This window comes from Flavobacterium flavigenum, from assembly GCF_027111255.2.
Lineage (GTDB): Bacteria > Bacteroidota > Bacteroidia > Flavobacteriales > Flavobacteriaceae > Flavobacterium > Flavobacterium flavigenum.
On sequence record NZ_CP114285.2, the window covers coordinates 5,141,964 to 5,168,340 of the forward strand.

A 26,377-nucleotide genomic window follows, 5' to 3' on the forward strand; every position below is an offset into this window, starting at 1 on the left:
GCATGAAATATAAATTAGCCATCTTATCTCTTTTGGTTTCCTTTTTTGGATTTGCCCAAAGTGAAACAACCGGAAAAATAAATACCGTCGTAATGGCGAAATATGAGTTGGGTTATGCTTTGCATCGGCCAGACAATCTGAAAGAGAAAAAGCCTCTAATCGTTTTTATTTCCGGAGATGGGGAAAAAGGAACTGATATCGAAAAGGTAAAAATTAATGGTCCTTTTAAATATTTAAAAACACATCAGTTAGATGCTTATGTTTTGGCGCCTCAATGCAAAGAAGATGAAAATTGGGATATTGAATCCATTTATCAGTTGATTGTAAAAATTCAGAAAGAAAACAAAATCGATTCAGAAAGAATATATGTTACTGGTTTGAGCTCAGGAGGATGGGCTTCATGGAATTTGGCTTTTGCACATCCGGATCTATTTGCCGCAAATGTACCTGTCGCTGGTTTTGTAGATTTAATTCAGTTAGAACACGCTTGTGAAATAGCCAATATTCCAACCAGAATTTTTCACGGATTATTGGATGATGTAGTGAATGTGAATTATGCGATTACAATTTATAAAGAATTGAAAAAATGTAATGCAAAAGATGTCAAACTGACCATTTTTGATGATGCAAATCACGATAGCTGGACAAGAGTTTATGACAATCCCGAAGTTTATGATTGGATGTTTAGACAGATTAAAATAAATAAAAAGAAATAAATACCACAGAATGAAAAATCGCCATTGTTCCGAACCAAAATAGGAATATGCAATGGCGATTATAAAAAGAATAAACATTATCTAATATGAAATGAGCATTACAGTAAATTGGTTTCAAACACCAATGAAAATATGCGAATTACATATGACAGATAAAAATCAATAAATATCTTCATATGAAAAAGAAATTAATCATACTGTTTTTAGGTTGTGCTGTTTTGGGTTACGCTCAAAAAAAGAATACTAAAAATGAAGTAAAAATTAAACCAAAGTCCGATTTTGTAGCAGAGTTAATGTCAAAAATGACTTTAGATGAAAAATTAGGTCAGTTAAACTTACCAACTTCAGGAGACATTACAACCGGTCAGGCAAACAGTTCGAATGTTGCCAAAAATATTGCTGAAGGTAAAGTGGGCGGTTTATTCAATATCAAGTCAGTGCAAAAAATTAAAGAAGTACAGAAAATTGCGGTTGAAAAAAGCCGTTTAAAAATTCCGCTGCTTTTTGGTATGGACGTGATTCACGGTTACGAAACAACATTCCCGATTCCGCTTGGATTATCTTGTACATGGGATCTGAATCTAATTGAAAGAAGTGCTCAGATTGCAGCGCAGGAAGCAAGTGCTGATGGTATCAACTGGACATTTTCTCCTATGGTTGACATTTCGCGGGATCCTCGTTGGGGAAGGATTTCCGAAGGTTCAGGAGAAGATCCGTACTTAGGGAGCCAGATTGCAAAAGCAATGGTGAACGGATACCAGCAGCACGATCTTTCTAAAAATAATTCCATTTTAGCCTGTGTCAAACATTTTGCCTTATACGGCGCTCCGGAAGCAGGTCGTGATTACAATACCGTAGATATGAGCCACATCCGAATGTTTAATGATTATTTCCCGCCTTACAAAGCGGCAGTTGATGCCGGAGTAGGCTCGGTGATGGCATCTTTCAATGAAGTAGACGGAATACCAGCAACCGGAAACAAATGGTTAATGACCGATGTGCTAAGAAAACAATGGGGTTTTAAAGGTTTTGTAGTTACAGATTTTACAGGAATTCCTGAAATGATCGAACACGGAATGGGAGATTTACAAACAGTTTCGGCTTTATCATTAAACGCAGGAGTTGAAATGGATATGGTGGGTGAAGGATTTTTGGGAACTCTGAAGAAATCTTTAGCTGAAGGAAAAGTTAAAATAGAAACCATTGATAATGCCGTTAAATTAATTTTAGAAGCTAAATACGATTTAGGATTATTCCACGATCCGTATAAATATTGCGATCCGAAAAGAGCCAAAACAGAAATTTTTACAACAGCAAGCCGAAAGGAAGCCCGTGAGATTGCAGCACAGTCATTGGTTTTATTAAAAAATCAAAATCAGGTGTTGCCTCTTAAAAAATCAGGAACTATTGCCCTTATCGGACCTTTGGCAGATGCAAAAAATAATATGTCAGGAACCTGGAGTGTAGCTACTGTAGGCGAAAAATGTATCTCATTACTGCAGGGAATTCAGGATGTAGGCGGAAAATCGGTAAAAGTCCTTTACGCGAAAGGGAGCAATCTGGATTATGACGAAACTTTTGAAACCAATGCTACGATGTTCGGTAAAACCTTAAATCGTGATCCTCGTCCTAAAGAAGAATTAATTGCCGAGGCTTTAAAAGTGGCGGAACAATCAGATGTAATTGTGGCTGCCTTGGGCGAATCTGCAGAAATGAGCGGAGAATCCAGCAGCCGTACCAATTTAGAAATTCCGCAGGCGCAGAAAGATTTGCTGAATGCTTTGCTAAAAACCGGAAAACCTGTTGTATTGGTTTTGTTTGACGGACGTCCTTTGGTTTTAAATGATGAAAATGCAACCGTTCCTGCCATTTTAAACGTCTGGTTTGCTGGAAGTGAAGCAGGCCACGCTATTGCAGATGTTTTATTTGGAGATGTAAATCCTTCCGGAAAACTAACTACAACTTTCCCAAGAAGCGTGGGTCAGGTACCAATTTATTACGCACACAAAAACACAGGAAGACCGCTTTCAAATACAGAAGGAAAGTTCGAAAAGTTCAGATCAAATTATATTGATGAAAGAAACGAGCCTTTGTTTCCATTCGGATTTGGGTTAAGCTACACCACTTTCGAATATTCAAACCTTAAAATTTCATCTGATAAAATGAATTTTGATGGAAAATTGAAAGTAACGGTTGATGTAACAAATACCGGGAATTTTGACGGAAAAGAAACCGTTCAGTTATATATCAGGGATTTAGTAGGTTCGGTAACAAGACCGGTTAAAGAACTAAAAGGTTTCCAAAAAGTAACACTTAAAAAAGGAGAGAAACAAACAGTAAGTTTTGACATTACTGTTGAGGATTTAAAATTTTATAACTCTGATCTACAATTCGTAGCAGAGCCCGGACAGTTTGATGTTTTCGTAGGAGGAAATTCGGCTTCCGACAAGAAAGTTAGTTTTGAGTTAACTAAATAGTTGGTTTGTTATTAGTAATTGCCCTTCGTACTGGTTATACGAAGGGCTTTTTTTTAAATTTAAATTGAAACACAAATAGTTTAAGATTTAAACGCACAGTTTGTCATTCCGTAGGAATTTAAAAACATTGTTTCCCTAAAATCTGAAATTTACATGAAAAGACAAGATTGCCATTTTTCAATTGCATTCGTCTGTTTATAAAACACAAAATGATGAAAATAATTTATTCAATTCTATTTTTACTGTTGCTGATTGGTTTTAATTTTAAGACATCTGCTCAAAATAAACCTGGTAAAACAGAATGGTTTGATCCTTCCAGGCCTGCAACAACTTACTGTAATCCAATAAATATTGGTTACAATTATACAACACACAATCACAACGGAATTCCGGAATCCCGTCGTTCCAGTGCTGATCCGGTAATTATTATGTACAAAGGCGATTATTATTTATTTGCTACGAATCAGGCGGGGTTCTTTTGGAGTAAAGACATGTCTGACTGGAATTTTGTTTACGGAAGTTTCCAGAGACAGCCGGGCGATGATGATCAGTGTGCTCCGGCAGCCTGGGTGGTAAATGACACTTTATTTTACGTAGGCTCAACCTGGAAAAGAGATCACCCAATCTGGAAAACAGCCGATCCAAAATCGGGAAGATGGACACGTCACGTAGATAAAGCAATGTTGCCAACCTGGGATCCTGCGATTTTTCAGGATGATGACAAAAAAGTATACATGTATTACGGCTCAAGCGGAAAACTGCCTGTTGTAGGTGTTGAGGTTGATTATAAAACCTGGCTTCCAAAAGGAAATCAGGCAGATTATGCAACATTATATAAAGCAACCGAGGTTGAAGATATTCAAAAACCATATGGTCAGATTAAAGAAGTAGCTATTCTCGATCCTTCAGCTCATGGCTGGGAACGTTTTGGACCCAACAACGACATGGAACCTGCACCATGGGGAAATTTTATTGAAGGTGCCTGGATGACCAAACACAACGGAAAATATTATATGCAATATGGCGCGCCGGCAACTGAATTTAAAGGTTATGCCAATGGCGTTCATGTAGGAGACAATCCACTTGGACCTTTTACTTATCAAAAACACAATCCGATGTCGTATAAGCCGGGCGGATTTGTAATTGGTGCGGGACACGGAAATACTTTTGAAGACCATTATGGGAATTATTGGAACACCGGAACCTGTAAAATCTCCATAAAAGACCGTTTTGAACGCCGTATCGATATGTTCCCTGCCGGATTTGATAAAGATGATGTGATGTATTCGATCACAGCTTACGGCGATTTCCCAATTGTATTGCCAACAAGCCAGCGTGACCAGACAAAAGGAGCGTCATCAGGATGGATGCTGCTTTCATATAAAAAGCCAGTGACGGTTTCTTCTTCAGAAGAATGTATGGAAGTCGAAACACACCGAATGGACAATGGAGGAAAAAAAGTCTATGAGAAATTCTGCTATGGCCCTGAAAATTTAACAGATGAAAATATCCAGACCTATTGGTCGGCTAAAACCAGTAATCCGGGCGAATGGCTTCAAATGAATTTAGGAAGGCCAATGGAAATAAAAGCTTTACAGATTAATTACGCAGATCATAAAGCAACGCAGTTTAATAAGGCAATGGATATCTATTACCAGTATAAAATTTTCATGTCGGATGACGCTGTAAACTGGACTTTGGTTGTAGATAAATCTAAAAATGACAAAGATGCACCTCACGATTATGTTGAACTCACAAAATCAATTAAGGCACGTTACATTAAAATGGAAAACATTCACAACGCTACCGGGTTGTTTGCTATTTCAGATTTCAGGGTTTTTGGTGATGGATTAGCAGCAAAACCAAAAGCGGTTGCTTCTTTTAAAGTAAACAGAAACAAAGCAGATTCAAGAAATGCGATGATTTCATGGAAAAAACAACATGATGCAATCGGATATAATATTTATTATGGTATTGATCCCGATAAACTGTATAACAGCATTATGGTTTACGGAGATAGTTCGTATGATTTTAGAGGTCTGGATAAAGGCACAAAATATTATTTCACCATTGAAGCCTTTAACGAAAACGGAATTGGCACAAAAAATAAGATTATCGAAGTAAAGTAATTTTTATTTAGGGAATTTATAAAAGCCCTGACTGCAAATTGTAGAATTTGTAAATCAGGGCTTTTTTGTGAAAAGGCTGAAGAAAAAATCTGACAGATCTGGAGATTTTTTGTTTCTTTGTTGAAGAAGTCAGAATGCAGTCCATAACGCCATAACCTAAAAAAATCATGAAAAAAACAATTCTTTTGACCGTTTCAATTTTAAGCGGATTGTTATCTTTTGCCCAATCAAACGAAGAAAAAAACATTAAACTATTCTATAAAAAAACCTTAACCGATTCTAAATGTTACACTTGGTTAGAGTATTTGTCTAACGATATTGGGGCTCGTTTATCGGGTTCTCAAAATGCTCAATTGGCCGTTAATTATACCAAAACACAATTAGAAAGTTTAGGATTGGATAAAGTGTACCTGCAGGAAGTTATGGTGCCGCATTGGGTGCGTGGCGAAAAAGAAACCGCTTTTATCTTAGATGGAAAAGTAAAAACAGCAGTGCCAATTTGTGCTTTGGGAGGCTCTGTGGCAACCCCAAAAACCGGACTTACCGCTGAGGTGATAGAAGTGCAGGGAATTGAAGAATTAAAAACCTTAGGTGATAAAGCAAAAGGAAAAATTGTATTTTTTAACCGACCGATGAATCCTGAAAATATTGAAACTTTTAAATCATACGGAGCTTGTGTTGATCAGCGATTTGCAGGTGCAAAAGAAGCAGCTAAACTTGGTGCCGTTGGAACAATTGTTCGTTCGATGAATTTGCGTTTAGACGATTTTCCTCACACCGGAGCTCAGAGTTATGGAGATTTGCCAAAGGAACAATATATTCCAACTGCTGCCATCAGTACAAATGGAGCCGAATTATTAAGTGCTACTTTAAAAAATAATCCTGCGTTAAAATTTTATTTCAAACAGTCCTGCGAAACTTTGCCGGATGTTCTTTCATACAATGTTATTGGAGAATTGACAGGAACCGTAACGCCTGAAAATATTATGGTTGTGGGCGGTCATCTGGATTCGTGGGATCTGGCAGATGGTTCACATGATGATGGTGCAGGTGTTGTGCAAAGTATGGAAGTGGTTCGTATTCTTAAAAGTTTCAATTATAAACCTAAAAATACCATTCGTGTTGTTTTGTTTATGAATGAAGAAAATGGCGGAAAAGGAGGAGCCAAATACGAAGAAATTTCCAAGCAAAAGAATGAGAACCATATTTTTGCTTTAGAAAGTGATTCGGGCGGATTTACACCAAGAGGTTTTTCAATCGAAGCAGACGATGCTAATTTGAAGAAAATACAAGGTTACAAAGATCTTTTCGAACCTTACTTAGTACATAGTTTCACCATTGGGCACGCAGGTTCAGATATTGGTCATTTAACCTCAAAAGCTATTGTTAAGGCAGGCTTAAAACCTGATTCACAGCGCTATTTTGATTACCATCATGCGGCAAACGATAAATTTGATGCCATCAACAAAAGAGAATTGGAATTGGGTGCAGCGACTATGACTACTTTGCTTTATTTGATTGATCAGGGTGGGATTATTCTTCCGGGGGCTAATTGATTTTTATAAGCAATATTTAAAAGTTAGTGATAACTCATAATAAAAAGTGTAAACACAACAGGGAGTCTTAAAATGAAAAATGACAATATAAAGAAATATGAATGCTGGTTTTTAGTCAACCAACATATTTTTGAAAAAGAATTTGAGGCAATTGAACAAAAAGCTGTAAAAGTATTCCTTGATTTTATTTCCCATAAAAATTATGGTTTAAGTATTGGACTTTTTCGCTTTGACATTTATGTTGAACCAAAAATAAATTTTGGGCGGCAAACGGATAGTATTTATACTTCTTGTGCTCATTTGTCTGCACATATTCACAAACAACTTTTTGACACAGGAAATGATGAAGATAAATTGAAGTTACTTCTTAATGCTTCTTTGATTTTACTGAAATATTTAGCCCAAAGGGTTCTTTTACCAAAAGATTTTGATGCAGACAATTTGTTTTCGGATTATAAAGTATATTTAAAAAGTAAATCGTTGTTATTAGATCAGATTGAAACAGAAAGAGCTATTATCAAATTTTTTGATACTACCCGTTTTCTTTTCAGACGAACAGAAACAATAGAAGTTGATAAAAGTAAAATCCATTTTGATCTTAATGAAATTCAGGATTTTATAAATAATGAGATTGCTGGCAAAACATTCGGTAAATCTGTTACTACTGTAGATTTTGGTTTTGAACTATATGACTACAATGGTAGCTTTGCAACATTTATGAAACAGACAGAGAACTATAAGAGATACGGAACGAAATACAAAAACTATCTCGTAGTCAAGCACTTTGATTATTCCGAATTAAAAAATAATAATCAAGCGCAACAGTATCAATTATTGAAGGCAAAAATTTTAGAAGGCATAAATGATTATGACAACTTAAAAAGAAAGCCTAAGGATTTTGATAAGGAAGGATTTTATAAAATAATGGAGAACATACTGATCAACTATCAAAAACAAAAAGATTGCAGTTTATAATTTAATTGCCATAACATAGTACAAAAGCGCAATAGGTTTCTATCTGGTGCTCGTTTCAACGAGTAGCAACTTACTTTTTTAGCTAAATAAAGCGTTTTTAAACCGAATAATCTAATGAAACAATTAATCATTATAATCATATTTCTTTTTTTCTCAAATTGCTACCTATTTGGACAGAAATACGTTTTAAAGAATGAAAAAGTAATTTATTCTTTCCAAACAAACAATGGAAAACTAATGACTCTTTGTAGTGATAAAACGGGGGAATATATTGTTTATCGATTTGGAACAAAGGATAATGTTGAATTAGAATTCCCAAACAACAAAGATAAATCAAGTTGGAACAAATTTGAATATTCGTATTGGCTAAGAGGAGGTGGAATACAAAATGAGGGTATTGATCTTAATTATGTTGCATTTACAATTGAAAAGACTAAATATGTAATTTATGATACTTATTTCGCTAATGGAGAAAAATATGAAGTCGGCATCAGAATTATTAATTTAGAAAACAATAAAACAGTAAAAATCAAAGGAAATAGAAAAACTCAAAAAGGAACTTTGATAGACTTCAGGTTTGATAAATCAATAAAAGAAGGTGAAGAACTCTATGATTAAATTACTACATTCTAAAGCCTTGTGGATTCAAGATTTCATCGCAACACTATAATAAAAAACCACAATAGGAATATTACTCAACAGCAGCAAAATTTTAACCGCTACATCTTTCCGTTCATCATATAATTTTACAAAACGGCCAACCAGATGCAACAGCATGATTCCATTTAGAAGCAAAGCCGAAACAACAAACGGAAAAGCAAATACCAAAACATTTGAGTTTTTGTTGGTGAACATATAAGCGGCAAATAAAACAGTACTAATTATAAAAGTTCCAATTACCAATTCAATAGTTTCTGTTTCCTGTGAAAGTTTTTGATTTGTAGTTTGCATAAGATTAAATATTAAAAATGTGTTGAATCGTTTTGACAGGTACTAAAAGCATGTTAGAAAAATCCAGGTAATAAAAAGAATGTGCTTTTTTGCCTCTTTTGTATTGCTCAATAAAATACTGAATTTGTTTAAGGTAGAATGGAGTACCAGAAAAGATGACTAAAAACAAATACAAACTTCTCTTTCCGTTTCCTAAAAGGTAATACTGCATCCCGATTTCATCAGGAACTGAAATTCCGGTATTGGTTAAAACATGAATTACATCATGATCTTCTAATTTTGGCTGCATATCAAAATGATTTTCATTCAGAAACTTTCCTAATCCAAATCCTAAAGTGCCTTCCGGATAGTTCAGGAGCGTTACTTTGTCAACTTCCCAGGGTTTGTTTCTTTTAAAGAATTTTTGATAGGGCACTTTGCTACATTCATAAAGTTTTTCGATTAGTTTATCTTTCATTTTTTTAGTTTTTAAAAAGTTCTTTGTAATTCAAAGTATTTGAATAAATAAAAAAACATAATGTCAAGTAATGATATAATATTATGTTTTATAAAGTACTTTGAGTTGCAAAGTAAATAATAATATAAAAGACTGCCAAATAAAATAACAGTTATTTTTATAATGAATAATGCTCTATTTTTATTTAAAAAGTTACGTGTTGTTATTTATATTTGCCTGAAAATATAAATCAGAATCGTATAAATTGACTATTAATATGAAGAAATTATTTGTTGCAGTATTGCTGTTTTTTTCTGTGATTGGCGTTAAAGCACAGGTTGTAGGTCTTGAAGTGGGAGATATAGCTCCAGAAATTGATCTTCCGGATACAAAAGGGGAAAAGATAGCACTTTCATCTTTAAGAGGAGGTCTTGTATTAGTTGACTTTTGGGCTTCGTGGTGTGGGCCTTGTATCAAAGAACAGCCTGAATTATTAAAATTATACAACGCATATTCCGGAAAATTAGATATTTACGGAGTTTCATTAGATACAAAAAAGCCAGTTTGGACAGGAGTGATAACCAAACTCAAACTTCCATGGACACAAGTAAGTGATTTAAAATACTGGAGTTCAGCAGCAGCAACTGACTATATGGTGCAAGCACTGCCGTTCAATGTTTTAGTAGATAAAAACGGAATTATTCTGGCGAAAAATATTCATGGTAACAAATTAAATGAACTGGTAAAAGAATTGTTGACACAATAATTGCTTTATACAATTTTGCAGATCAATCTAAATTAGACTGATCTGCAAAATTTTAATTTTCCTTAATATATTTTGCCACATCCACCATTGTTGCAACCCAAATATCTTTTTTTCTTTTCTTTAAATATTCCAGTAATTTTCGGTGTTCTTCTAAATCGACATTAAGGGCATGTTCGCCGCCTACACCGTGAAAAAGAAAAACAATAAATGAGCCTTTTTTTTCGGCCTCTTCAACTTCTGCTATCATTTTTTCAGCTGTACTTCCGTTTTCAAAAAAAGAATTTACATTAGAAAAATCAACTTCCTTCTTGTTTAAATAACCGGGCGAAACCCCTCGGGCAGCAACAAAATCATTTTTTAAAAAATTGTAATACAAAGTATCTTTAATCCTGAAATCGCCACACGGATAAGCAAACGTACGCTCGTTTTTTCCGTCAATAGCTTTTAGTAAAGTGTTTGTAATCCGGGTTTCGTTAACTGCCCTTGCAACAGTATATTTCGACAAATCAGTTTCAGATGTTACAAATTCCCTTCCAGGCATATTTCCGTTGCACGGATGGTTTAAAGTATGATTCCCAAGTTCATGTCCTTGTTTGGCAGCGGCTCTCCATTCTTCGATTCTCTGGGAAACAACAGGCGAGGATCCTATCAGATAGAAAGTTCCTTTAAACTGATACGAATTAAGCATCGGAATAACTTTGTCAAGATGGATATTTAACGCATCATCATACGTTAGTACAACAGCACATTTTTTACCATTCCAGTTTCTGTTTTGTTCCTGGGCAAAAATGATGGCTGAAAACAGAAAAAAGATCATAGCAACTATTATGTTTTTGAAGTTTCTGTTTAATAGTTTATAAAAAATTAGGGTCATGTCAGTAAAGTTATTTAATAGTTTTCAATAGTTCTGATCTGAAATATATGAAAAAACTTAAGAAAAAATATAAAAAAACAGGGTTTAATTTCTTCGGTTTTTGGAAGATTACTTCAAATAGAAAATAGCTATCTTTACACTCATTTATTATTTATTTCATGGAAGAAAATAAACATGTAACGATATACGATATTGCTAAAAAATTAAATTTAGCAACTTCAACAATTTCCAGGGCTTTACAGGATCATCATACTATTAGTGATAAAACAATAAAAAAAGTAAAAAAAACTGCAGAAGAAATGGGGTTTGTACCCAATACTTTAGCAGCTGGCTTACGCGGCAATAAAACCAAAACCATAGGCGTTTTAATTCCGACCGTTACTCAGCCTTTTTTATCTTCATTGATCAGCGGTATCGAGATTGCGGCTCAAAAAGCGGGTTATACAGTAATTATTATGCAGTCGCACGACTCTTCTGAAGAAGAGGTTAATATGGCTAAGTCTTTGTACAGCAACCGTGTAAGCGGTGTTATTTGTTCATTGGCTATGGAAACCAGGGACACTTCACATTTTTTGCAATTTTCGAACAATAATATTCCTTTAGTGTTTGTGGACAGGGTTCCTAAGGATTTCAATACTTTCAGGGTTATTATCGATAATTATTCTGCGGGTTATAAAGCGACCAAGCATCTCATAGAGCAAGGCTGCCTCCGTATCGCGCATTTAACAGCAGGATCTGAATTTGGTAATTTATATAATGAAAGAAGAAGAGGTTACATCGCAGCTTTAAAAGATCATAATTTACCTGTGGATGAAGAACTGATTGTGAATTTAAAATCAGTTACTTATGAAGAAGGAGTAATGGCAAGCAATAAATTGTTTGATTTAAATCCAATTCCTGATGGTATATTTGCGGCTGGGGATATTATTGCCGTAAGTGCTGTTCAGACGGCCAAAAAGAGAGGAATTAAAGTTCCGGAAGATATTGCTGTTATTGGATTTAATAATGACCCTATTTCTCAAATCATTGATCCGCCTTTATCAACGATAACGCATCCGGCTGAAAAAATGGGTAAAGCTGCTGCTGATATTATCATTAAAAATCTAAAAAAAGCAAAGGGCGATGAGGTTAAGGAAATTACTTTCCTTAATACTGAGGTTTTGGCAAGGGAGTCTTCGGCTAGGAGGTAGTTTGGAGAGATTCCAAAAAAATCACGTCAATTTGAAAAGTTACCATTTTTTGGTAACTTAGCTAAAAAAATTATGGGACGAAATACTTCTATATCGCTTGGTGATCATTTTGAAAGTTTTATTGAAAATAGTGTTAACGATGGAAGATTCAATAATGCAAGTGAAGTTGTCAGAGCGGGTCTGCGTCTTTTAGAAGATGAAGAAAACAGAATAATTGCTTTAAGAAAAGCAATAAATGACGGAATTGATAGTGGACGTGCAGTAGACTTTGATGCTAAAAAGTATCTTGAAGCTTTAAAAGCAAGAAAAAAATCAAATGGCTAAATACTATTTGACAAATAAAGCTGTTGAGGATTTATCTGAAATTTGGGATTATACAATTGAAGTTTGGTCTGAAATGCAAGCTGAAAAGTATTACGGTTTGCTTTTATCAACATGTGACGATTTGGCAAATAATCCAGAACTTGGAAGGAATTATGATATAATTACAAAAGGAATATTGGGTTTTAAATCAGGCGAGCATATTATCTTTTACTCAATTATATCAAAGAATGAAATAGAAGTCGAAAGAATTCTTCACGGAATGATGGATTTGAAAAGCAAACTATAAAAAAATATAATACTCAATTAAGATCATTACAATTTGGATTTAAATTTAGAAATCTTAAAATTCTTAGATTTAATAATTTTGCCATCATCTGTAATCATGATACAGCTATAATCAGGATCCTGATTAATAAAATCCATTCCCATTTTTTTTCCCAAAACCATTAATGAGGTACTAAAACCATTGGCGACTTCAGCTTTAGGACCAAAAACAGTAACACTGCACAAACCCGTAGCAGGATATCCTGTTGCCGGATTGATGATGTGCGAATAGCGTTTACCGTTAAAAACAACAAACTTTTCATAATTGCCGGATGTTGTCACAGCACCTCCGTTTAAAGGAACTACAGCAAAGATATCGTCTGGATGAAAAGGATTTGTAATTCCGATGTTCCAGTCCCTGCCATTAGGCTGTTTTCCCCAGGTAGTCATATCGCCTGAAGCATTTACGATCCCGGATTTTATTCCTTTTGCCAGCATCATATCACGGCATCTGTCGGCAGCATATCCTTCTCCTAAAGCGCCAAAACCAATTTTCATTCCTTTTAATCTCAGGAAAATGGTGGAGTTTACACTATCTAAAATAATATTTTTGTAGCCCACTTTCTCTACCGATTTTTTGATGGCTTCCGCCGAAGGCATTTCGGTCATGGATCCATCAAATTTCCAAACACGGTCTAAGGCAGCAAAACTCACATCAAAAGCTCCATTGGTTTTTTTAGATAATTCGATTGCTCTCTGCATCAATTCAAAAACCTCCTGATCTACTTTTACGGGTTTGATTCCTGCATTTTGATTTACTTCTGAAACCTGCGAATCAGGTTTCCAGTCCGAGATTAGGTTTTCAATCCGGCTGATTTCTGCTATCACTTCATTAATGCTTTGTTCAGCTGTGAGAGTATCATTTGCAACAATGCGAATATCAAAACGTCCACCCATTAACAAAGTTGTTCTTTTACGCAATACCTGTGAATGCACTGAAAAACTCCAGAGAAGAATAAAAAGAAATAAAATTTTAGAATAACAGAGTTTCATTTGATATAAAAATATTAATGGTAATCTAATGGTTATAATTCGTAAACAAAAATATAAGCACATAGGAACATAGTTTTTAAGATTAAGGCTTGAAAAAAAAGAATACAAAGAGAAACACATTTTTCTCACATGGCTATGTGTTTTAGAAATAAGTGAAACGTCTTTTTTTAAGACAAGGATGAACTATTATTCTATGTGTTAAACAATTAAATAAATTAATAGCAATCAGTTAGTAATTGTCCGTTTTTCTTATAATCATAAAGATTTTTAATGCTGTTTATCAGACATAACTCGTTCAGAATTGCTTCAACATCTTTTTGCATGGCTAGCGAACCGCAAATCATGATAACACCGCCTTGCTGTAATAAATCAATAAAAAAATCAGCGTCACGTTTTATTAAATCCATCACGTAAATGTGGTCTCCTTCACGTGAAAGTGCCAAATGAAAACCCATAAGTTTTTGTCTCTGAATCATTTCATCTGAAAACTTTTTATAACCTGAAACGGTTTCGGTTTCAATTCTGAAGCCAGAGTATAAATGGGTTTCCGTTTTTTTCTTGTTTTGCTCAATCATTCCCAGAAAGGGTGCAATTCCGGTTCCGTTAGAGATCAGGGCTACTTTTGGAGCTTTGTCTGGAAAATGAAAAGACTTGTTGCTTATGATTCGGGCTTTGAGGATATTTCCTATTTCAAGATTATTTAAAAATCCAGAACCTAATCCATGAGGATGCAGTTTGACAACCAGCTGAATGTTTCCGGAATGATTTCCGATAGAGTAGAGGCGTTCGCGCGAATCATTAGCAGGATAAATGGCCAGTAAATCTCCGGATTTGAATTTAGCCCGCATATTGGCCCGTAATGTTAGGATAAAAGTATGTTCTGTTTCAGAAATAGCTGTTTTGTCTAAAACCATGAGTTTTTGCAGTCCTTTGGGAACATGGTTGTATAAAGACGGAGTAACAGCTAACGGAATTCCGGTTTTTTTACTCCATAACTTCACCCAGTTTACAAATTCAACTGCCGATTTATCATTAACGGTCTGCAGTTCCAGAAAACGTTCTGCCCAGTTTTGGTTTTCTAAAAGCTGATCGATTTCAACTGCAAACTTGCAAAAGTCGGGATACGATTCTGAACCAAAGCCTACTACTGAAAAATTGATTTTTTGTTGTTGATGCTGTTTGTTCAAAAGCGATTTAAACTGCGTTCCGTTTGATGGGGCATCACCTAAACCGTGCGTTGAAGAAAAAACAATAATATGCTCCGCTTTTGGATACACAGAAAACCGGTTCAATTCGGATATAAAAGCCTTGTGTCCCTGATCGGTTAATTGGTTCAGAATTGCATTGGCAAACCTGAAAGTGCTCCCGTTTTCAGAACCCACTAAAAGAATGATACTACTTTCGTGAGCTTTATATTTATTTTTTATACGGCTGGAGCGTCGTTTTAGAGTAATCGTAAATCCCGAATAAATAAAGAAAAGGATATTGACACAGGCTAAAGCCAAAATGATAGCCCAGACTGCATTTATTCTTCCTGTATGAAGATCAAGACTCAACGCAGATAACGGAACGGTATTAGGGAAGCGTTTTTCTGAAACAACAGCTCCCGTAATCTGATTTACTTCAATTTCACGGTCTTTTAATTCGATGATGTAGTATTCTTCCGGATCATCCGTAAAAGGGAATTCTATTTTTTTTATATCAGAAAGAAAGGTATTTTTGAATATGGAAGTTTTTTTCGCTTCTTCCGATAGTTCCGTTTTTACAGGCTTTACTTTGTTATCACCCATAAAAAAGTTGAATCTTTCAAGCGAAAGATAAGTTCCGGTGAGTGCAATAATGAAAATCGGAATTAAAGCCAGTCGTCCTAAAACGACATGGTAATACTGCGCAAAATATTCTTTAATGACTTTAGAAAAGAAATTTCGGATTCCGCGCTGTCTTTTCAAAACAAGAACAAAACCCGAAATTGATATTAGTAGTAGGCAAAAAGAGATTGTTCCCACAAAAAAACGTCCAGCTTCATGAAGAAACAAAGAGCGGTGAAACCCCGTAATCCATTGAATAAATTCGCTTTTTTTCTCAGGCGTACCTAATATTTTACCTGTTTTTGGATCGATGTAAGCGTTAATGTCATCTCCATTTTCGTCAATTGCCTGCAGGGTTACAAACTGGTTGTAATCGACACTCAACTCTGTAATTTCAGGATATGCTTTTCTTAGTACTGGCAGTGTTTCCCCTAAAGTTATCTGATTAAAACCGGCTCCTTTGTATGGCAGTGTCTTTTCCTGGGCCGCATCAATCGCCAGAATGATTCCGGTTACCGAAGCCAAAATTAAAAAAACAGAAGAAAATAAGGCCAGGGAAAGGTGTGCGTAACGCCAGAAAGATAGAGTCATTGCGTGTTTTATAGAGAAGTAATCAGATTATATTTTATTTAGTCTTACGTATCTGATGTAGCCTTTGCCCTCTGTTTTTGCAGCAATCCCTTCAGTTGTAAGCGGAATTTCAAGATCGTTTACGTAATATTTCTGATCTTCGACAGCCGATTCAAAACGTAATTTATAACCTTTGTTGATTTTGGAATCTTCAATTTCTATAGAAGTAATACTACGGTCTCCACCCGTAACAGAAGCACCGGTTTTGGCGCTTATATCTTCAGTTTTTTTAGTATGAAATTTGTTCCATTCTTTCAATGATTTATACCATTTTTTATCGTCACCCATTACATAAAGCGTTTTTTCATACTCTCCTTTGGCATTGATAAGCGAAACTACGATGTAAGCTCCTTCACCCATGTAGTTTGACATTTGAAGCATACATTTATATTTTGAGGCCTGTGCATTTATAGTAAAAGAAACAAAACATACAAGGGCGCCCGTAAGAGCAGTTTTAATAATAGATTTCATTTGAAATTGATTTGTTTTTATTGGAAATTGGAAAAAAATTGAAGTTGTATTAAGTTACTTTAAAAATTCAACTGAAATATTACTTTTTGCAAGTGACTCATTTTCCTTTGCCAGAGCATAAGCGCTTTCGTCAAATTCAGTGATAATTTCTTTTTTCGCACCTATAGATAAAAGATATTTCAGTATTGTATCGTCTTTGGCAACCATTGCAGCTTTATGCAAAGCTGTTAAACCATCTTTGTTTTTGGTATTGATGTCGATGTTTAAATCAGCTATCTTTTTCAGCAATGCTAAATCATTTTTGATCACAGCTAAATGGTATAATGTATTTCCGTCTTTTTGAGGAGTGGCTAAATTTAATCCTTTATCCTGTAGTAATTTTGCCTTGGCTGCAAAAGCATCTTGTTTTGCATTAGCACCTTCCTGACCACGTCCCATCATTTGAGGGCGATAAGAATTAACCAGATAGACGCCTAAATTGTTGTCATCATTATCTTTTATATTCACATCGGCACCTTTAGCCAAAAGCAAATTTACAGCATCAGCACTTCCGTATTTAACCGCATTTGTCAAGGCAGATTCGCCTTTTAAATTTTGAAGGTTTACATTTTTTGCTAAAGGAAGCAAAAGTTCCAAACCCGAAGTTTCCCTTGCAGAAGCAGCAGCCATTAATGGCGTATTGCCTTCTTTATCTGCTTTGTTCGGATCAACACCTTTACTTATGAAATAGTTGATAATTTCTGTCTGGTTTGGTTTACCTGCCAAAAGATGTAAAACATTTTGTCCTGATTTATTAAGTGCAGTCGGCTTAATTTTTACTTCTTCAACCAGATATTTGTAAGTTTCGATTGTATTGGTCTCTCTTCGGCTTCCCTGTGCAGCAGTAAAAAGTGCATCATCATTTGGCTTAACACCCTTTTCAAGAAGTTTTTTCAATAGTATTATATTTCCTGATCTTGCAGCGTATGTAAAAGCTGTATTACCATCATTATCCACATCTTTTAAGGACATTCCTTTTGTAGCAAAATATTCAGCAGCTTTTAATTCTTTGTCGGATGAAATAGCCAATAATAACAGGTTGGCACCATTTTGATATTTTTTCTTAGGGTCTATTCCGGCTTTAAAAAAAGCCTCATAAATTTCAGGATTGCTTTGTCCGCTACTGGCTGCTGCCGTCACTGGGAAAGCACCGTGGCTGTCTTCTAAGTTAACATCAGATCCTTTAGCAATCAGATATTTTACAATTTCAGCATTTCCTTTTCCTGAAGCCCAATGAAGATAAATTCGGTTATCGTGTGTTGGCTTATTTATTTCATTTCCTGGCTGTTCTAATAAAAATTTTATGGTTTCTGTTGGAGCATCATTATTAATTGCCATTACAACTGCATCAAAAGCATTTGATGTTGAGGCAGAGGGGCTGTTTCCCTTTGCTATTTCTGCCTTTACAGCTTCAACATTGGGAGCTGTTTTCCAAAAAGATTGTTCTAATAATATGTTTTTTTGCTGGGCATTTACGAATGCCGAAGCTACTAAGGCTAAAGAAACAAAAAGGTTAGTTTTCATAAATTCTGTAGAATTCTTTATTAATAGATTTGAAGTATTTGATTCATTTATCACCAAAAGGTTTAAATCGAGTTGAAATTAAATTATTTAGAATAAATAAAAATAAGGCAAATATAAAAATAAATAATAAAATAGCAATGTTTATTTTGGATCAGTGAAAGTTTTAAAATAATTATAATCACTCCAGATTGGGTATGTATTGATGTTATTTTTATTAAGGAAAATTATATAAGTAATAGGGTGAATTTTATAAATTTTACTAGTTTAAATTTTAGATTTTTGTATTTAATTTAAAATTTAAAGCCCAAATTATGAAAAATACAAACTATATTATGAGTCTTTCGATGGCAGTATTGACATTATTTAGCTGTTCGAATGATGATAAAGCTTCGAGTGATCCGGGAACACCAACAAATCCGGTTGAGAATAATTCACCCAACACAGCCTATACACCTGCATTTGAAGGTCAAACCAGAATTGGTGGGCTTCAGACTAATACAGAATATGAAGCAAAAATTATCACATCAGGATTAACAAGTCCATGGGGTGTCAAAAGTCTTCCTGATGGCAGGCTTTTAGTTACTGAAAAAGCAGGAAATATGCGTATTGTGAAAGTGACTGGAGAAGTAAGTGCAGCAATTACCGGTTTACCAGCTGTTAATGCTTCAAATCAGGGAGGTTTATTAGGTTTATGTCTTGATCCTGATTTTGCATCAAACCGAATGATTTACTGGGTCTTTGCTGAAGCAGGAACAGGAGGAAATAGAACTGCAGTTGCCAAAGGAAAATTATCAAATGATGAAAAAACAATCGAAGGCGCTACAGTAATTTATCGTGCAAATCCGGCAAATCCAAGTGATCTTCATTATGGTGGACGTATTCTTTTTGATAAAACTGGAAACCTTATCGTTAGTACAGGAGAGCGTTCTGTTTTAGAAACCAGACCATTGGCTCAGTCAGTTACGGCTGCCTTAGGAAAAGTAATCCGTATAACTAAAGACGGGCAGCCAGCATCAGGTAATCCAAATTTTAATCAGGCAGGAGCTTTACCAGAATTGTATAGTATAGGACATAGAAATCCGCAGGGACTGGCACTTCATCCAGATACAGGTGAAATCTGGCTGAGCGAGCATGGACCCCGAGGAGGTGATGAAATCAATCGTTTAAAAGCGGGTTCAAACTACGGATGGCCAGTTATTACTTATGGAATTGAGTATGGCGGACAAAAGATAGGTGAAGGAATCCAGAAAAAAGAAGGTATGGAACAGCCTGTTTATTACTGGGATCCTGTTGTGTCGCCTAGCGGAATGACGTTTTATAAAGGTAATCGCGTGCCAGAATGGGAGAACAACTTATTTATAGGTGCATTAAGTGGTCAGCACATTATACGTCTTGCCATTAAAGACAATCGGGTTATTGGTGAAGAAAGACTTCTGGTTAGCGAAGGTCAGCGATTTAGGGATATTACCCAAGGAAATGACGGAGCTTTATATGCAGTAACTGATGGGGGAAGACTTTATAGAATTGATAAAAAATAAAGGATTACTTACTTGAAAATAGTAGTAGCCGGAAGACACAATCTTCCGGCTTTTTTTTGGAATCTTATTAAGAAAAAAATAACAGAATGAACTTCAATTCTAATGTTATTTTAATGTTGGCCATAAAATTTCGTCCTAACTTGCGCCACATTAAGAAAAGGAAAATGTTGAGCAGAATTAAAAATAGTATCTTTTGTAAATGCCTTCAGGCGTTGTTAATCGGCTATTTTTTAATCAATAGCATCAATGTATCAAATAGTTTTGGAAGAATTATAGCTGATAATGCAGCAACTGGTACCGTGAAGGGTATGACTTGTAATTTTCTTAAGAAAATATTCAAATGTGACGGAATTCCAGAAGAACTGGATGACTACGAAACAAAAGAAACCAAAACCGCTAAACTTGCAAAAGGGGTTCTTTCATTGGATTATCTTGTTCCATTAAATACTTCATTGTCTGTTTTGTACTTTCAAATTAGTTCAAATAGAAAAAACTACATTGATAATCAGATATTCTCATTTGGTTTTCATGGTAAAATTCATTTACCGCCTCCTGAATTTATTGTATAAATAAGTATCATTATTTTGTGGGACAGGAAAAAATTTCTTATCCTTAAAAATACGCATTTTGTTGTACATTAGTATCTGTTAATCTTGTATTTATATATAAATTCATGACACCATTAAAACGTTTTTACGATCTACTTCATCTTGACAAGCGCGATGTATATCAAATCATTTTTTATGCTGCTTTTGCCGGATTAGTAAACCTTTCACTGCCTTTAGGGATCCAGGCAATTATTAATTTTATCCAGAGCGGACAGCTAAGTGTTTCCTGGATTGTACTTGTAATTTTGGTTACAATTGGAGTTGGTTTCGGAGGAATCCTGACCATCTTACAGCTTAGAATAGTAGAAAACCTGCAGCAGCGAATTTTTGTGCGTTCTTCATTTGAGTTTGCGTACAAGATGCCTTTGATTAAATTTAAGGAAATGTATTCAGAATATGCCCCGGAAAAAGCCAATCGCTTTTTTGATACTTTAACGGTGCAAAAAGGAACTGCAAAGCTTTTACTGGATTTTTGTACTGCTTTTTTACAGGTTGGTCTCGGAATCATATTATTGGTTTTGTACCATTCTTTCTTTACCGTAATCGGTCTTTTGTTTATCGTAATTTTATATGTAATTTTTAAATTTTCATATAAAGACGGACTTGAAACGAGTCTTAACGAATCAAAATTTAAGTATAAAGTTGCGGCCTGGCTTCAGGAAATTGCACGTAATCGTGATAGTTTTCGTAAAAAAGGAGGTTTTGAATATGCGCTGGAAAGAAACGATGGTTATGTAAGCAAGTACCTGAATTATCGTGAAAAGCATTTTCAGGTTATGAAAAAACAATACATTCAGCTGATTATTTTTAAAGTTATTGTTACAGCTGCCCTTTTGTCTATTGGTGGTTTCCTGGTAATTCACCATCAAATGAACATCGGGCAGTTTGTGGCAGCTGAAATCGTTATTGTTTTACTAATTAATTCGGTAGAGAAAATTATTTTCGGACTGGAATCTTTCTATGATGTACTGACATCATTAGAAAAAATTGGACAAGTAACCGATATGGAAACATCTTGTATTCCGGAAACATCTGCAGTAACTGAAACAGGAATAAACATCGAAACTGAAAGTGTAGGTTACAATTATCCGGATCACAATAAAAAATCGCTTAAAAATATCAACCTGAAAATAAATCAGGGCGAAAAGATCATTTTAAGAGGAACAAATGGCGCCGGAAAAAGTACTTTATTGCGTTTATTGTCAGGTTTGCTTGAACCTGAAACCGGTGCGATGTATGTAACGGATAATTATATGAATCGTCTTAACGAGGATACTTACAGGGCACAGGCGGGAACTTATTTGCAGGGAGATACACTTTTTGCCGGAACCATTAGAGAAAATATTCTTTTCGGGAATGATACACTTAATAATGATGATCTTAAATGGGCTTTAGATAACGTAGGGCTTACACCGGATATTAAAACATTCCCTAACGGGCTCGAACATCAGGTACATCCGGGTGGTAATGAACTTTCGGCTTCAGATACCCAGAAAATTCTTTTGGCACGAAGCATTGTTCATAAACCTAATATATTATTCCTTGAAGATCCGGTTGATAAAATGGACGAATTGACCTCAGGTAAAATTATCGATTTTTTACTTTCTGAACAAAATGAGTGGACGGTAATTGTAACTTCTAAAAATGATATCTGGAAGAACAAATGTAACCGTATGATAACGATCGATGACGGAAAAATTATTAATGACATAAAGCTTTAATCATGCTCAATATATCTAAAGATAATAACGTACTGATAACTCCGGGCAAATACCAGTCTATTACAAGCGTTGCCCGCAGACCGCATTATAAAATCCTAAACAAGGTTATAATAGGATTTTTGTTTTTTCTGATTGCATGTCTTTTTCTGCCATGGACACAAAATATCTCAGGAAGTGGTTCTGTTACAACTTTAAAACCAGATCAAAGACCGCAGACGGTTCACAACGCCATTGCCGGAAGAATCGAAAAATGGTATGTGCAGGAAGGTGATTATGTGAAAAAAGGCGATACAATTGTTTTTATTTCTGAAGTAAAAGAAGACTATCTGGATCCAAATCTTGTTGGGAACACAAAACAACAGGTAGATGCCAAAAAAATGGCGGTTGAATCGTATGGAGATAAGGTGAATTCACTTGAAGTTCAGGCGCAGTCCCTTAATGCCGAAAGGGAGTTAAAATTGCAGCAGGCACAGAATAAAATCAAACAAGCCCAGCTGAAAATCAAGAGTGACAGTATGGATCTTGAAGCGATAAAAACGCAGTTAAGAATCGCTAAAACCCAATTTGACCGTTCGACAGCGCTTAATAAAGAAGGTTTAAAGCCACTTACGGATGTTGAGCAGAAAAGATTGAAACTTCAGGAATCTGAAGCATATATCGTTACACAGCAAAATAAGCTTTTGAGCAGTAAAAATGAATTAATAAATGCAAAAGTCGAAATAAACCGAATCACAGCTGAGTACACTGAGAAAATTTCGAAATCAAAAAGCGATAAGTTTACTGCCTTAAGTACGCAATACGATACAGAAGCTCAGGTAAATAAACTGGAGAACCAATATGTAAATTACCGTATTAGAAATGGTTTGTACTACATTACAGCGCCACAAAGTGGATATGTAAACCGTGCTTTGCTTGCAGGTTTAGGAGAAACAATCAAAGAAGGGACTCCAATTGTCAGTATTATGCCGGCAAGTTATGATATTGCGGTAGAAACCTATGTTGATCCTATCGATCTGCCATTGGTGCACCGTGGTGCAAAAGTACGTGTCTGGTTTGACGGATGGCCAAGAATTGTATTTTCAGGCTGGCCTGGGTTATCTTATGGAACTTATGGCGGAAAAATTGTCGCAATCGAAAATTTTATCAGTTCTAATGGAAAATACAGGGTTCTGGTTTCACCTGATGGTCCTGATAATAAATGGCCAAAAGAATTGAGTATAGGGGCAGGCGCACAAAGTATCGCATTACTGGAAACCGTTTCAGTAGGCTACGAAATATGGCGTAATCTGAATGGTTTTCCTCCAAATTATTATAAAGCAGACGAAAAAGAGGCGAAGGATGGCAAAGACAAAAAATAAATTGAGACATGCTGCAGCGCTGTTTTCTTTCTTGTTTTTATTCGGCTTTTCTAATTTATACAGCCAGGATTTTAATAAAGAGGAACTGACTTACAGCGAGTTTTTAGGATATGTGAAAAAATATCATCCGCTGGTAAAGCAGGCCAATCTTGAGATTAGTACTGCTCAGGCTGCATTGATGCTGGCTCGTGGGGGATTTGATCCTAAAATTGAAGTCGATTACAATAAAAAAGAATTTAAAGGGACAGAGTATTATTCGCTATTAAACAGCAGTTTTAAAATCCCAACCTGGTACGGAATCGAAATCAAAGCCGGTTTTGACCAGACAGACGGACAATACTATAATCCGCAGAATCGTACTCCTGAAGCCGGTCTGACTTCTTTAGGAATCAATGTTGCCTTAGGACAGGGAATGTTTATCAACCAAAGAATGGCAGATGTACGGGAAGGAAAACTGCAGGTAAAACTGAGTGATGCGCAGCGAAAACTAAGGGCAATCGAGGTTTTATACAAAGCCAGCGAGGCCTATTTTGAATGGAGAAAAAGTTATAATGAAGCGGAGTTATATAAACGATATCTGGGCTTTGCAAGCACGCGTTTTCAGGGTGTAAAAAAACTGATTGAACTTGGCGATGCGCCATCAATTGATAGTGTAGAAGCCGGAATTACCGTTCGAAACCGTGAATTAAACTTAGAAAACGGAAATTTGAAATTAGCGAAAGCAAAATTGTACCTGTCGAATTATTTATGGATCGAAAATGTACCTGTTGAACTGGATGATAGTGTTAAACCGGAAGAAAATTTAATTAAAACGCTTGAAGAAACGCTGAAAACAGATGCCATGATGGTTGATGTCGAAACGCTGGATTCTCATCCAAAAATACAGGCTCTGGAAACCAAAATGTCAATTCTTGAAGTTGGAAGACAGTTAAAAGCGAATTCATTGCTTCCAAAATTAAATGTGGGATACAACTATATTTCTGAACCTTCCTACTTTAATTCTTTCAACGCCGATGATTATAAGTTCAATGTTGATTTTAGTATTCCGATTTTTTTGAGAAAGGAACGCGGAAGCCTTAAACTGGCAAAACTAAAAATTCAGGATTTAAAATATGATATAGATCAGCAGCGACTGGAACTTAAAAATAAAATTAAAGCACAGCAGACTGAAATTGCTTCTTTGAAAAGGCAGAAAGGTGTAATTGATAATCTGGTAAAAGATTACATGACAATGCTGAATTCGGAAGAAAAGCTGTTTTCCTTTGGTGAAAGTTCTATATTTCTGATTAATTCCAGGGAAAATAATCTGGTGAGTGCCAAACTATCACAAATTAGCATTGAAAATCAGTTTTACATTTCAAATGCCGAATTGTTTAAAATACTTGCAAATCCTGATTGATATTTTTTTTCTTTTCCAGGCCACTTATTTATTCAGGTAAAATAAGTGGTTTTTTTATTTCAATACTATTTAGTTCAACAGTTCAGAAGTTGTTGTTCTAATACAATGTTCGGTTCCCAGATAAAGCGGATTTCCATATTTTTCTGACCAGAATCCTTCCAGTAAATCTTTGGTGATACAGCGGTAAACGGCAACTCCTTTGTATATTTTTTTATCTTCACCTTTATAACTGAAATTAATTACCAGGATATTATCTTTAAAAAAACCGGAACCTTTTTGTTCATGATTACCGATCATCCATTTGGCTTTAATCCGGTTGTTTTCATCAAGAGAAAGTGTCAGTATTCCTTTGTAAGTCATTTCATCAGAACCGTCCTGATTGCTTCCGGAAATGGAGTAGCTGCCAATTAAATCTTGTATTATCATTACTTGTTTAGGTTTAAAAAAAAATAGGCAAATATATTAAAAATAACATTTTGACTTCTTTATAGCCATTCTCCCGAAGCATTATAATCATTTGGCAAATAAGTAAGATACTGAACCATTCTTGGTGTTTTCCCTTTGTTTGCTGTTGCGCAATGTGGTAAAGCGTTGTTCCATATTATAAAATCGCCTGCATTGCCTGCAACAGGTTTTGGTCGTAATGTTTCAACAGCTTTTTCCCTTGGATTTTCATCAGGACCAAGATCATCCAACCATTGATTTATTTGATTGTGGAAACCCGGAACACAATGAAATGCACCATCATCAGGTCCGCAATCAGTTAGATAAAGCAGTCCCTGAAGTGCGAATGTGAGTGGTTGTTTCAAACTGGTATCCCAATGAAGCGGGCTTCCTAAAAAAGTAAACCGATCGTTTTCAGGCGGATTAAAGCTTACTTTGTCAATTGTTTTATAAATGTTGTTTGTTTTGTAAAGCTGCTCATAGGCTTTTTTTATTATAGGAGAAAATCGGTTTTTATTTAGGGTTTCGTGGTCAGAAAAATTAAGCATCAGTCCTTTTTGATCCTGATGCCTCACATACCAGGTTTCTTTTTTATCAGGATCCATTTGTAGGTATTCCCAGATAGCCTTTTGTGTAGCTTCGCAGTCTTCTTTTGAAACAGCATTTTTTACCACTACATAACCATTTTTTTTCCAGAATTGAAGGTCTTCTTCAGTAAGTACATTTTCTGTTAAATCTTCTATTTCAGTGGCAATATCCTTTTTTCTTCCATTAACCCAGGATTTGAAAACCTCAAAATCAGGTTTTTGGGTGTATAAAAATTGTAAAGTGTCCTCCATGCTTATACCCAGCTGAAATAAAGTTTTAATTTCATTGTTCCAGGTGTAGTTATCCTTTTTTTCAGTAGAAAAATGATCAGGATTTACTGATCGTTTCCATAAATTTTCAAGAATGGTCCAGGGCATATCTGCTAGTTTTGAGGTTATTAAAAAACGAAATCAACTCAAAAATAATTATTTTGATTAAAATACTTGTTTTTAATTCGATGTAATACAAATGCTAATTTTGTTTGAGAAATTTTTTAATAAAATAATAGAGCTGAAATTGTAGTTTTTTCTCTTTTTTA

The 26,377-nt window shown here is 35.2% G+C and carries 24 protein-coding genes; 15 read left to right on the forward strand and 9 right to left on the reverse strand.

Going from position 1 to position 26,377, the window contains the following annotated elements; all coding sequences use genetic code 11:
• Positions 1-2 precede the first annotated feature (2 nt).
• The 6 genes from OZP09_RS21345 (at position 3) to OZP09_RS21370 (ending at position 8,471) form a co-directional block, all read left to right on the forward strand.
• On the forward strand, positions 3-716 hold the full coding sequence (locus OZP09_RS21345; protein ID WP_269235642.1) for a carboxylesterase family protein: 714 nt from the start codon (positions 3-5) through the stop codon (positions 714-716).
• A gap of 176 nt (positions 717-892) precedes the next feature.
• Entirely contained in the window at positions 893-3,193 is a 2,301-nt protein-coding gene (gene bglX / locus OZP09_RS21350) for a beta-glucosidase BglX (protein WP_281309975.1), read from the forward strand.
• Positions 3,194-3,402: 209 nt separating this feature from the next.
• Positions 3,403-5,322 carry a family 43 glycosylhydrolase gene (locus OZP09_RS21355; RefSeq protein WP_269235643.1) on the forward strand — a complete coding sequence of 640 codons (1,920 nt, stop codon included), beginning with the start codon at positions 3,403-3,405 and terminating at the stop codon, positions 5,320-5,322.
• A 167-nt stretch (positions 5,323-5,489) separates the two neighbouring features.
• Positions 5,490-6,878: a M20/M25/M40 family metallo-hydrolase gene (locus tag OZP09_RS21360; protein ID WP_281309976.1), complete on the forward strand. Its 1,389-nt coding sequence runs from the start codon at positions 5,490-5,492 to the stop codon at positions 6,876-6,878.
• Positions 6,879-6,950: 72 nt separating this feature from the next.
• A complete protein-coding gene (locus OZP09_RS21365; protein WP_269235645.1) occupies positions 6,951-7,853 on the forward strand; it encodes an Imm44 family immunity protein in 903 nt (300 codons plus the stop codon).
• 114 nt (positions 7,854-7,967) lie between these two features.
• A complete protein-coding gene (locus tag OZP09_RS21370; RefSeq protein ID WP_281309977.1) occupies positions 7,968-8,471 on the forward strand; it encodes a hypothetical protein in 504 nt (167 codons plus the stop codon).
• A 27-nt stretch (positions 8,472-8,498) separates the two neighbouring features.
• On the opposite strand, the gene OZP09_RS21375 is transcribed toward OZP09_RS21370, so the two are convergent.
• Together OZP09_RS21375 and OZP09_RS21380 are read right to left on the reverse strand one after the other, a co-directional pair.
• Entirely contained in the window at positions 8,499-8,804 is a 306-nt protein-coding gene (locus OZP09_RS21375) for a hypothetical protein (RefSeq protein ID WP_269235647.1), read from the reverse strand.
• A gap of 4 nt (positions 8,805-8,808) precedes the next feature.
• On the reverse strand, positions 8,809-9,261 hold the full coding sequence (locus OZP09_RS21380) for a hypothetical protein (protein WP_269235648.1): 453 nt from the start codon (positions 9,259-9,261) through the stop codon (positions 8,809-8,811).
• Positions 9,262-9,517: 256 nt separating this feature from the next.
• Here OZP09_RS21380 and OZP09_RS21385 point away from each other — a divergent pair, with 256 nt between their 5' ends.
• Positions 9,518-10,006, forward strand: coding sequence for a TlpA family protein disulfide reductase (locus OZP09_RS21385; RefSeq protein ID WP_269235649.1), 489 nt, complete (start codon positions 9,518-9,520; stop codon positions 10,004-10,006).
• Between the two features lie 52 nt (positions 10,007-10,058).
• Here OZP09_RS21385 and OZP09_RS21390 read toward each other — a convergent pair whose 3' ends face one another.
• On the reverse strand, positions 10,059-10,880 hold the full coding sequence (locus OZP09_RS21390) for a polysaccharide deacetylase family protein (RefSeq protein WP_281309978.1): 822 nt from the start codon (positions 10,878-10,880) through the stop codon (positions 10,059-10,061).
• A 158-nt stretch (positions 10,881-11,038) separates the two neighbouring features.
• Here OZP09_RS21390 and OZP09_RS21395 point away from each other — a divergent pair, with 158 nt between their 5' ends.
• The 3 genes from OZP09_RS21395 to OZP09_RS21405 all read left to right on the forward strand — a co-directional run bounded on the left by OZP09_RS21395 (position 11,039) and on the right by OZP09_RS21405 (position 12,680).
• Positions 11,039-12,070, forward strand: a complete 1,032-nt coding sequence (locus OZP09_RS21395; RefSeq protein WP_269235651.1) for a LacI family DNA-binding transcriptional regulator — start codon at positions 11,039-11,041, stop codon at positions 12,068-12,070.
• Positions 12,071-12,142: 72 nt separating this feature from the next.
• Positions 12,143-12,394: a type II toxin-antitoxin system ParD family antitoxin gene (locus OZP09_RS21400; protein WP_269235652.1), complete on the forward strand. Its 252-nt coding sequence runs from the start codon at positions 12,143-12,145 to the stop codon at positions 12,392-12,394.
• Positions 12,387-12,680 (forward strand): type II toxin-antitoxin system RelE/ParE family toxin, encoded by a 294-nt coding sequence (locus tag OZP09_RS21405; protein WP_269235653.1) that lies wholly within the window; start codon positions 12,387-12,389, stop codon positions 12,678-12,680. The genes OZP09_RS21400 and OZP09_RS21405 overlap by 8 nt, the downstream gene beginning before the upstream one ends.
• Before the next feature lie 26 nt (positions 12,681-12,706).
• Here the strand turns inward: OZP09_RS21405 and OZP09_RS21410 are convergent, their stop codons facing one another.
• The 4 genes from OZP09_RS21410 to OZP09_RS21425 all read right to left on the reverse strand — a co-directional run bounded on the left by OZP09_RS21410 (position 12,707) and on the right by OZP09_RS21425 (position 18,183).
• Positions 12,707-13,711 carry an FAD:protein FMN transferase gene (locus OZP09_RS21410; protein ID WP_281309979.1) on the reverse strand — a complete coding sequence of 335 codons (1,005 nt, stop codon included), beginning with the start codon at positions 13,709-13,711 and terminating at the stop codon, positions 12,707-12,709.
• Between the two features lie 215 nt (positions 13,712-13,926).
• Entirely contained in the window at positions 13,927-16,110 is a 2,184-nt protein-coding gene (locus tag OZP09_RS21415) for a PepSY domain-containing protein (protein ID WP_269235654.1), read from the reverse strand.
• Positions 16,111-16,137: 27 nt separating this feature from the next.
• Positions 16,138-16,620 carry a DUF2271 domain-containing protein gene (locus OZP09_RS21420; protein WP_269235655.1) on the reverse strand — a complete coding sequence of 161 codons (483 nt, stop codon included), beginning with the start codon at positions 16,618-16,620 and terminating at the stop codon, positions 16,138-16,140.
• A gap of 54 nt (positions 16,621-16,674) precedes the next feature.
• On the reverse strand, positions 16,675-18,183 hold the full coding sequence (locus OZP09_RS21425) for an ankyrin repeat domain-containing protein (RefSeq protein WP_281309980.1): 1,509 nt from the start codon (positions 18,181-18,183) through the stop codon (positions 16,675-16,677).
• A 311-nt stretch (positions 18,184-18,494) separates the two neighbouring features.
• Between OZP09_RS21425 and OZP09_RS21430 the strand changes: the two genes are divergently transcribed.
• From OZP09_RS21430 to OZP09_RS21450, 5 genes are all read left to right on the forward strand, one after another.
• Positions 18,495-19,721, forward strand: coding sequence for a PQQ-dependent sugar dehydrogenase (locus OZP09_RS21430; RefSeq protein WP_269235656.1), 1,227 nt, complete (start codon positions 18,495-18,497; stop codon positions 19,719-19,721).
• A gap of 86 nt (positions 19,722-19,807) precedes the next feature.
• Positions 19,808-20,290 carry a hypothetical protein gene (locus tag OZP09_RS21435; protein WP_269235657.1) on the forward strand — a complete coding sequence of 161 codons (483 nt, stop codon included), beginning with the start codon at positions 19,808-19,810 and terminating at the stop codon, positions 20,288-20,290.
• Positions 20,291-20,394: 104 nt separating this feature from the next.
• A complete protein-coding gene (locus tag OZP09_RS21440; RefSeq protein WP_281309981.1) occupies positions 20,395-22,050 on the forward strand; it encodes a peptidase domain-containing ABC transporter in 1,656 nt (551 codons plus the stop codon).
• A gap of 2 nt (positions 22,051-22,052) precedes the next feature.
• Complete coding sequence (locus OZP09_RS21445) at positions 22,053-23,408, forward strand: HlyD family secretion protein (RefSeq protein WP_269235659.1); 1,356 nt, start codon at positions 22,053-22,055, stop codon at positions 23,406-23,408.
• Entirely contained in the window at positions 23,389-24,807 is a 1,419-nt protein-coding gene (locus tag OZP09_RS21450) for a TolC family protein (protein ID WP_269235660.1), read from the forward strand. Before OZP09_RS21445 ends, OZP09_RS21450 begins: the two co-directional genes overlap by 20 nt.
• Positions 24,808-24,876: 69 nt before the next feature.
• Here OZP09_RS21450 and OZP09_RS21455 read toward each other — a convergent pair whose 3' ends face one another.
• Positions 24,877-25,233, reverse strand: a complete 357-nt coding sequence (locus OZP09_RS21455; RefSeq protein ID WP_269235661.1) for a hypothetical protein — start codon at positions 25,231-25,233, stop codon at positions 24,877-24,879.
• Between the two features lie 59 nt (positions 25,234-25,292).
• Complete coding sequence (locus OZP09_RS21460; RefSeq protein ID WP_281309982.1) at positions 25,293-26,216, reverse strand: phytanoyl-CoA dioxygenase family protein; 924 nt, start codon at positions 26,214-26,216, stop codon at positions 25,293-25,295.
• Positions 26,217-26,377 lie beyond the last annotated feature (161 nt).

Excerpts from the sequence above, each read along its gene's own strand:
- OZP09_RS21410 (WP_281309979.1), bottom strand. The coding sequence starts at position 13,711 with ATGAAACTCTGTTATTCTAAAATTTTATTTCTTTTTATTCTTCTCTGG.
- OZP09_RS21400 (WP_269235652.1), top strand. The coding sequence starts at position 12,143 with ATGGGACGAAATACTTCTATATCGCTTGGTGATCATTTTGAAAGTTTT.
- OZP09_RS21460 (WP_281309982.1), bottom strand. The coding sequence starts at position 26,216 with ATGCCCTGGACCATTCTTGAAAATTTATGGAAACGATCAGTAAATCCT.
- OZP09_RS21360 (WP_281309976.1), top strand. The coding sequence starts at position 5,490 with ATGAAAAAAACAATTCTTTTGACCGTTTCAATTTTAAGCGGATTGTTA.
- OZP09_RS21415 (WP_269235654.1), bottom strand. The coding sequence starts at position 16,110 with ATGACTCTATCTTTCTGGCGTTACGCACACCTTTCCCTGGCCTTATTT.
- OZP09_RS21380 (WP_269235648.1), bottom strand. The coding sequence starts at position 9,261 with ATGAAAGATAAACTAATCGAAAAACTTTATGAATGTAGCAAAGTGCCC.
- OZP09_RS21425 (WP_281309980.1), bottom strand. The coding sequence starts at position 18,183 with ATGAAAACTAACCTTTTTGTTTCTTTAGCCTTAGTAGCTTCGGCATTC.
- OZP09_RS21375 (WP_269235647.1), bottom strand. The coding sequence starts at position 8,804 with ATGCAAACTACAAATCAAAAACTTTCACAGGAAACAGAAACTATTGAA.
- bglX (WP_281309975.1), top strand. The coding sequence starts at position 893 with ATGAAAAAGAAATTAATCATACTGTTTTTAGGTTGTGCTGTTTTGGGT.
- OZP09_RS21385 (WP_269235649.1), top strand. The coding sequence starts at position 9,518 with ATGAAGAAATTATTTGTTGCAGTATTGCTGTTTTTTTCTGTGATTGGC.
- OZP09_RS21450 (WP_269235660.1), top strand. The coding sequence starts at position 23,389 with ATGGCAAAGACAAAAAATAAATTGAGACATGCTGCAGCGCTGTTTTCT.
- OZP09_RS21370 (WP_281309977.1), top strand. The coding sequence starts at position 7,968 with ATGAAACAATTAATCATTATAATCATATTTCTTTTTTTCTCAAATTGC.
- OZP09_RS21365 (WP_269235645.1), top strand. The coding sequence starts at position 6,951 with ATGAAAAATGACAATATAAAGAAATATGAATGCTGGTTTTTAGTCAAC.
- OZP09_RS21420 (WP_269235655.1), bottom strand. The coding sequence starts at position 16,620 with ATGAAATCTATTATTAAAACTGCTCTTACGGGCGCCCTTGTATGTTTT.
- OZP09_RS21455 (WP_269235661.1), bottom strand. The coding sequence starts at position 25,233 with ATGATAATACAAGATTTAATTGGCAGCTACTCCATTTCCGGAAGCAAT.
- OZP09_RS21430 (WP_269235656.1), top strand. The coding sequence starts at position 18,495 with ATGAAAAATACAAACTATATTATGAGTCTTTCGATGGCAGTATTGACA.
- OZP09_RS21355 (WP_269235643.1), top strand. The coding sequence starts at position 3,403 with ATGATGAAAATAATTTATTCAATTCTATTTTTACTGTTGCTGATTGGT.
- OZP09_RS21345 (WP_269235642.1), top strand. The coding sequence starts at position 3 with ATGAAATATAAATTAGCCATCTTATCTCTTTTGGTTTCCTTTTTTGGA.
- OZP09_RS21440 (WP_281309981.1), top strand. The coding sequence starts at position 20,395 with ATGACACCATTAAAACGTTTTTACGATCTACTTCATCTTGACAAGCGC.
- OZP09_RS21405 (WP_269235653.1), top strand. The coding sequence starts at position 12,387 with ATGGCTAAATACTATTTGACAAATAAAGCTGTTGAGGATTTATCTGAA.
- OZP09_RS21390 (WP_281309978.1), bottom strand. The coding sequence starts at position 10,880 with ATGACCCTAATTTTTTATAAACTATTAAACAGAAACTTCAAAAACATA.
- OZP09_RS21445 (WP_269235659.1), top strand. The coding sequence starts at position 22,053 with ATGCTCAATATATCTAAAGATAATAACGTACTGATAACTCCGGGCAAA.
- OZP09_RS21435 (WP_269235657.1), top strand. The coding sequence starts at position 19,808 with ATGAACTTCAATTCTAATGTTATTTTAATGTTGGCCATAAAATTTCGT.
- OZP09_RS21395 (WP_269235651.1), top strand. The coding sequence starts at position 11,039 with ATGGAAGAAAATAAACATGTAACGATATACGATATTGCTAAAAAATTA.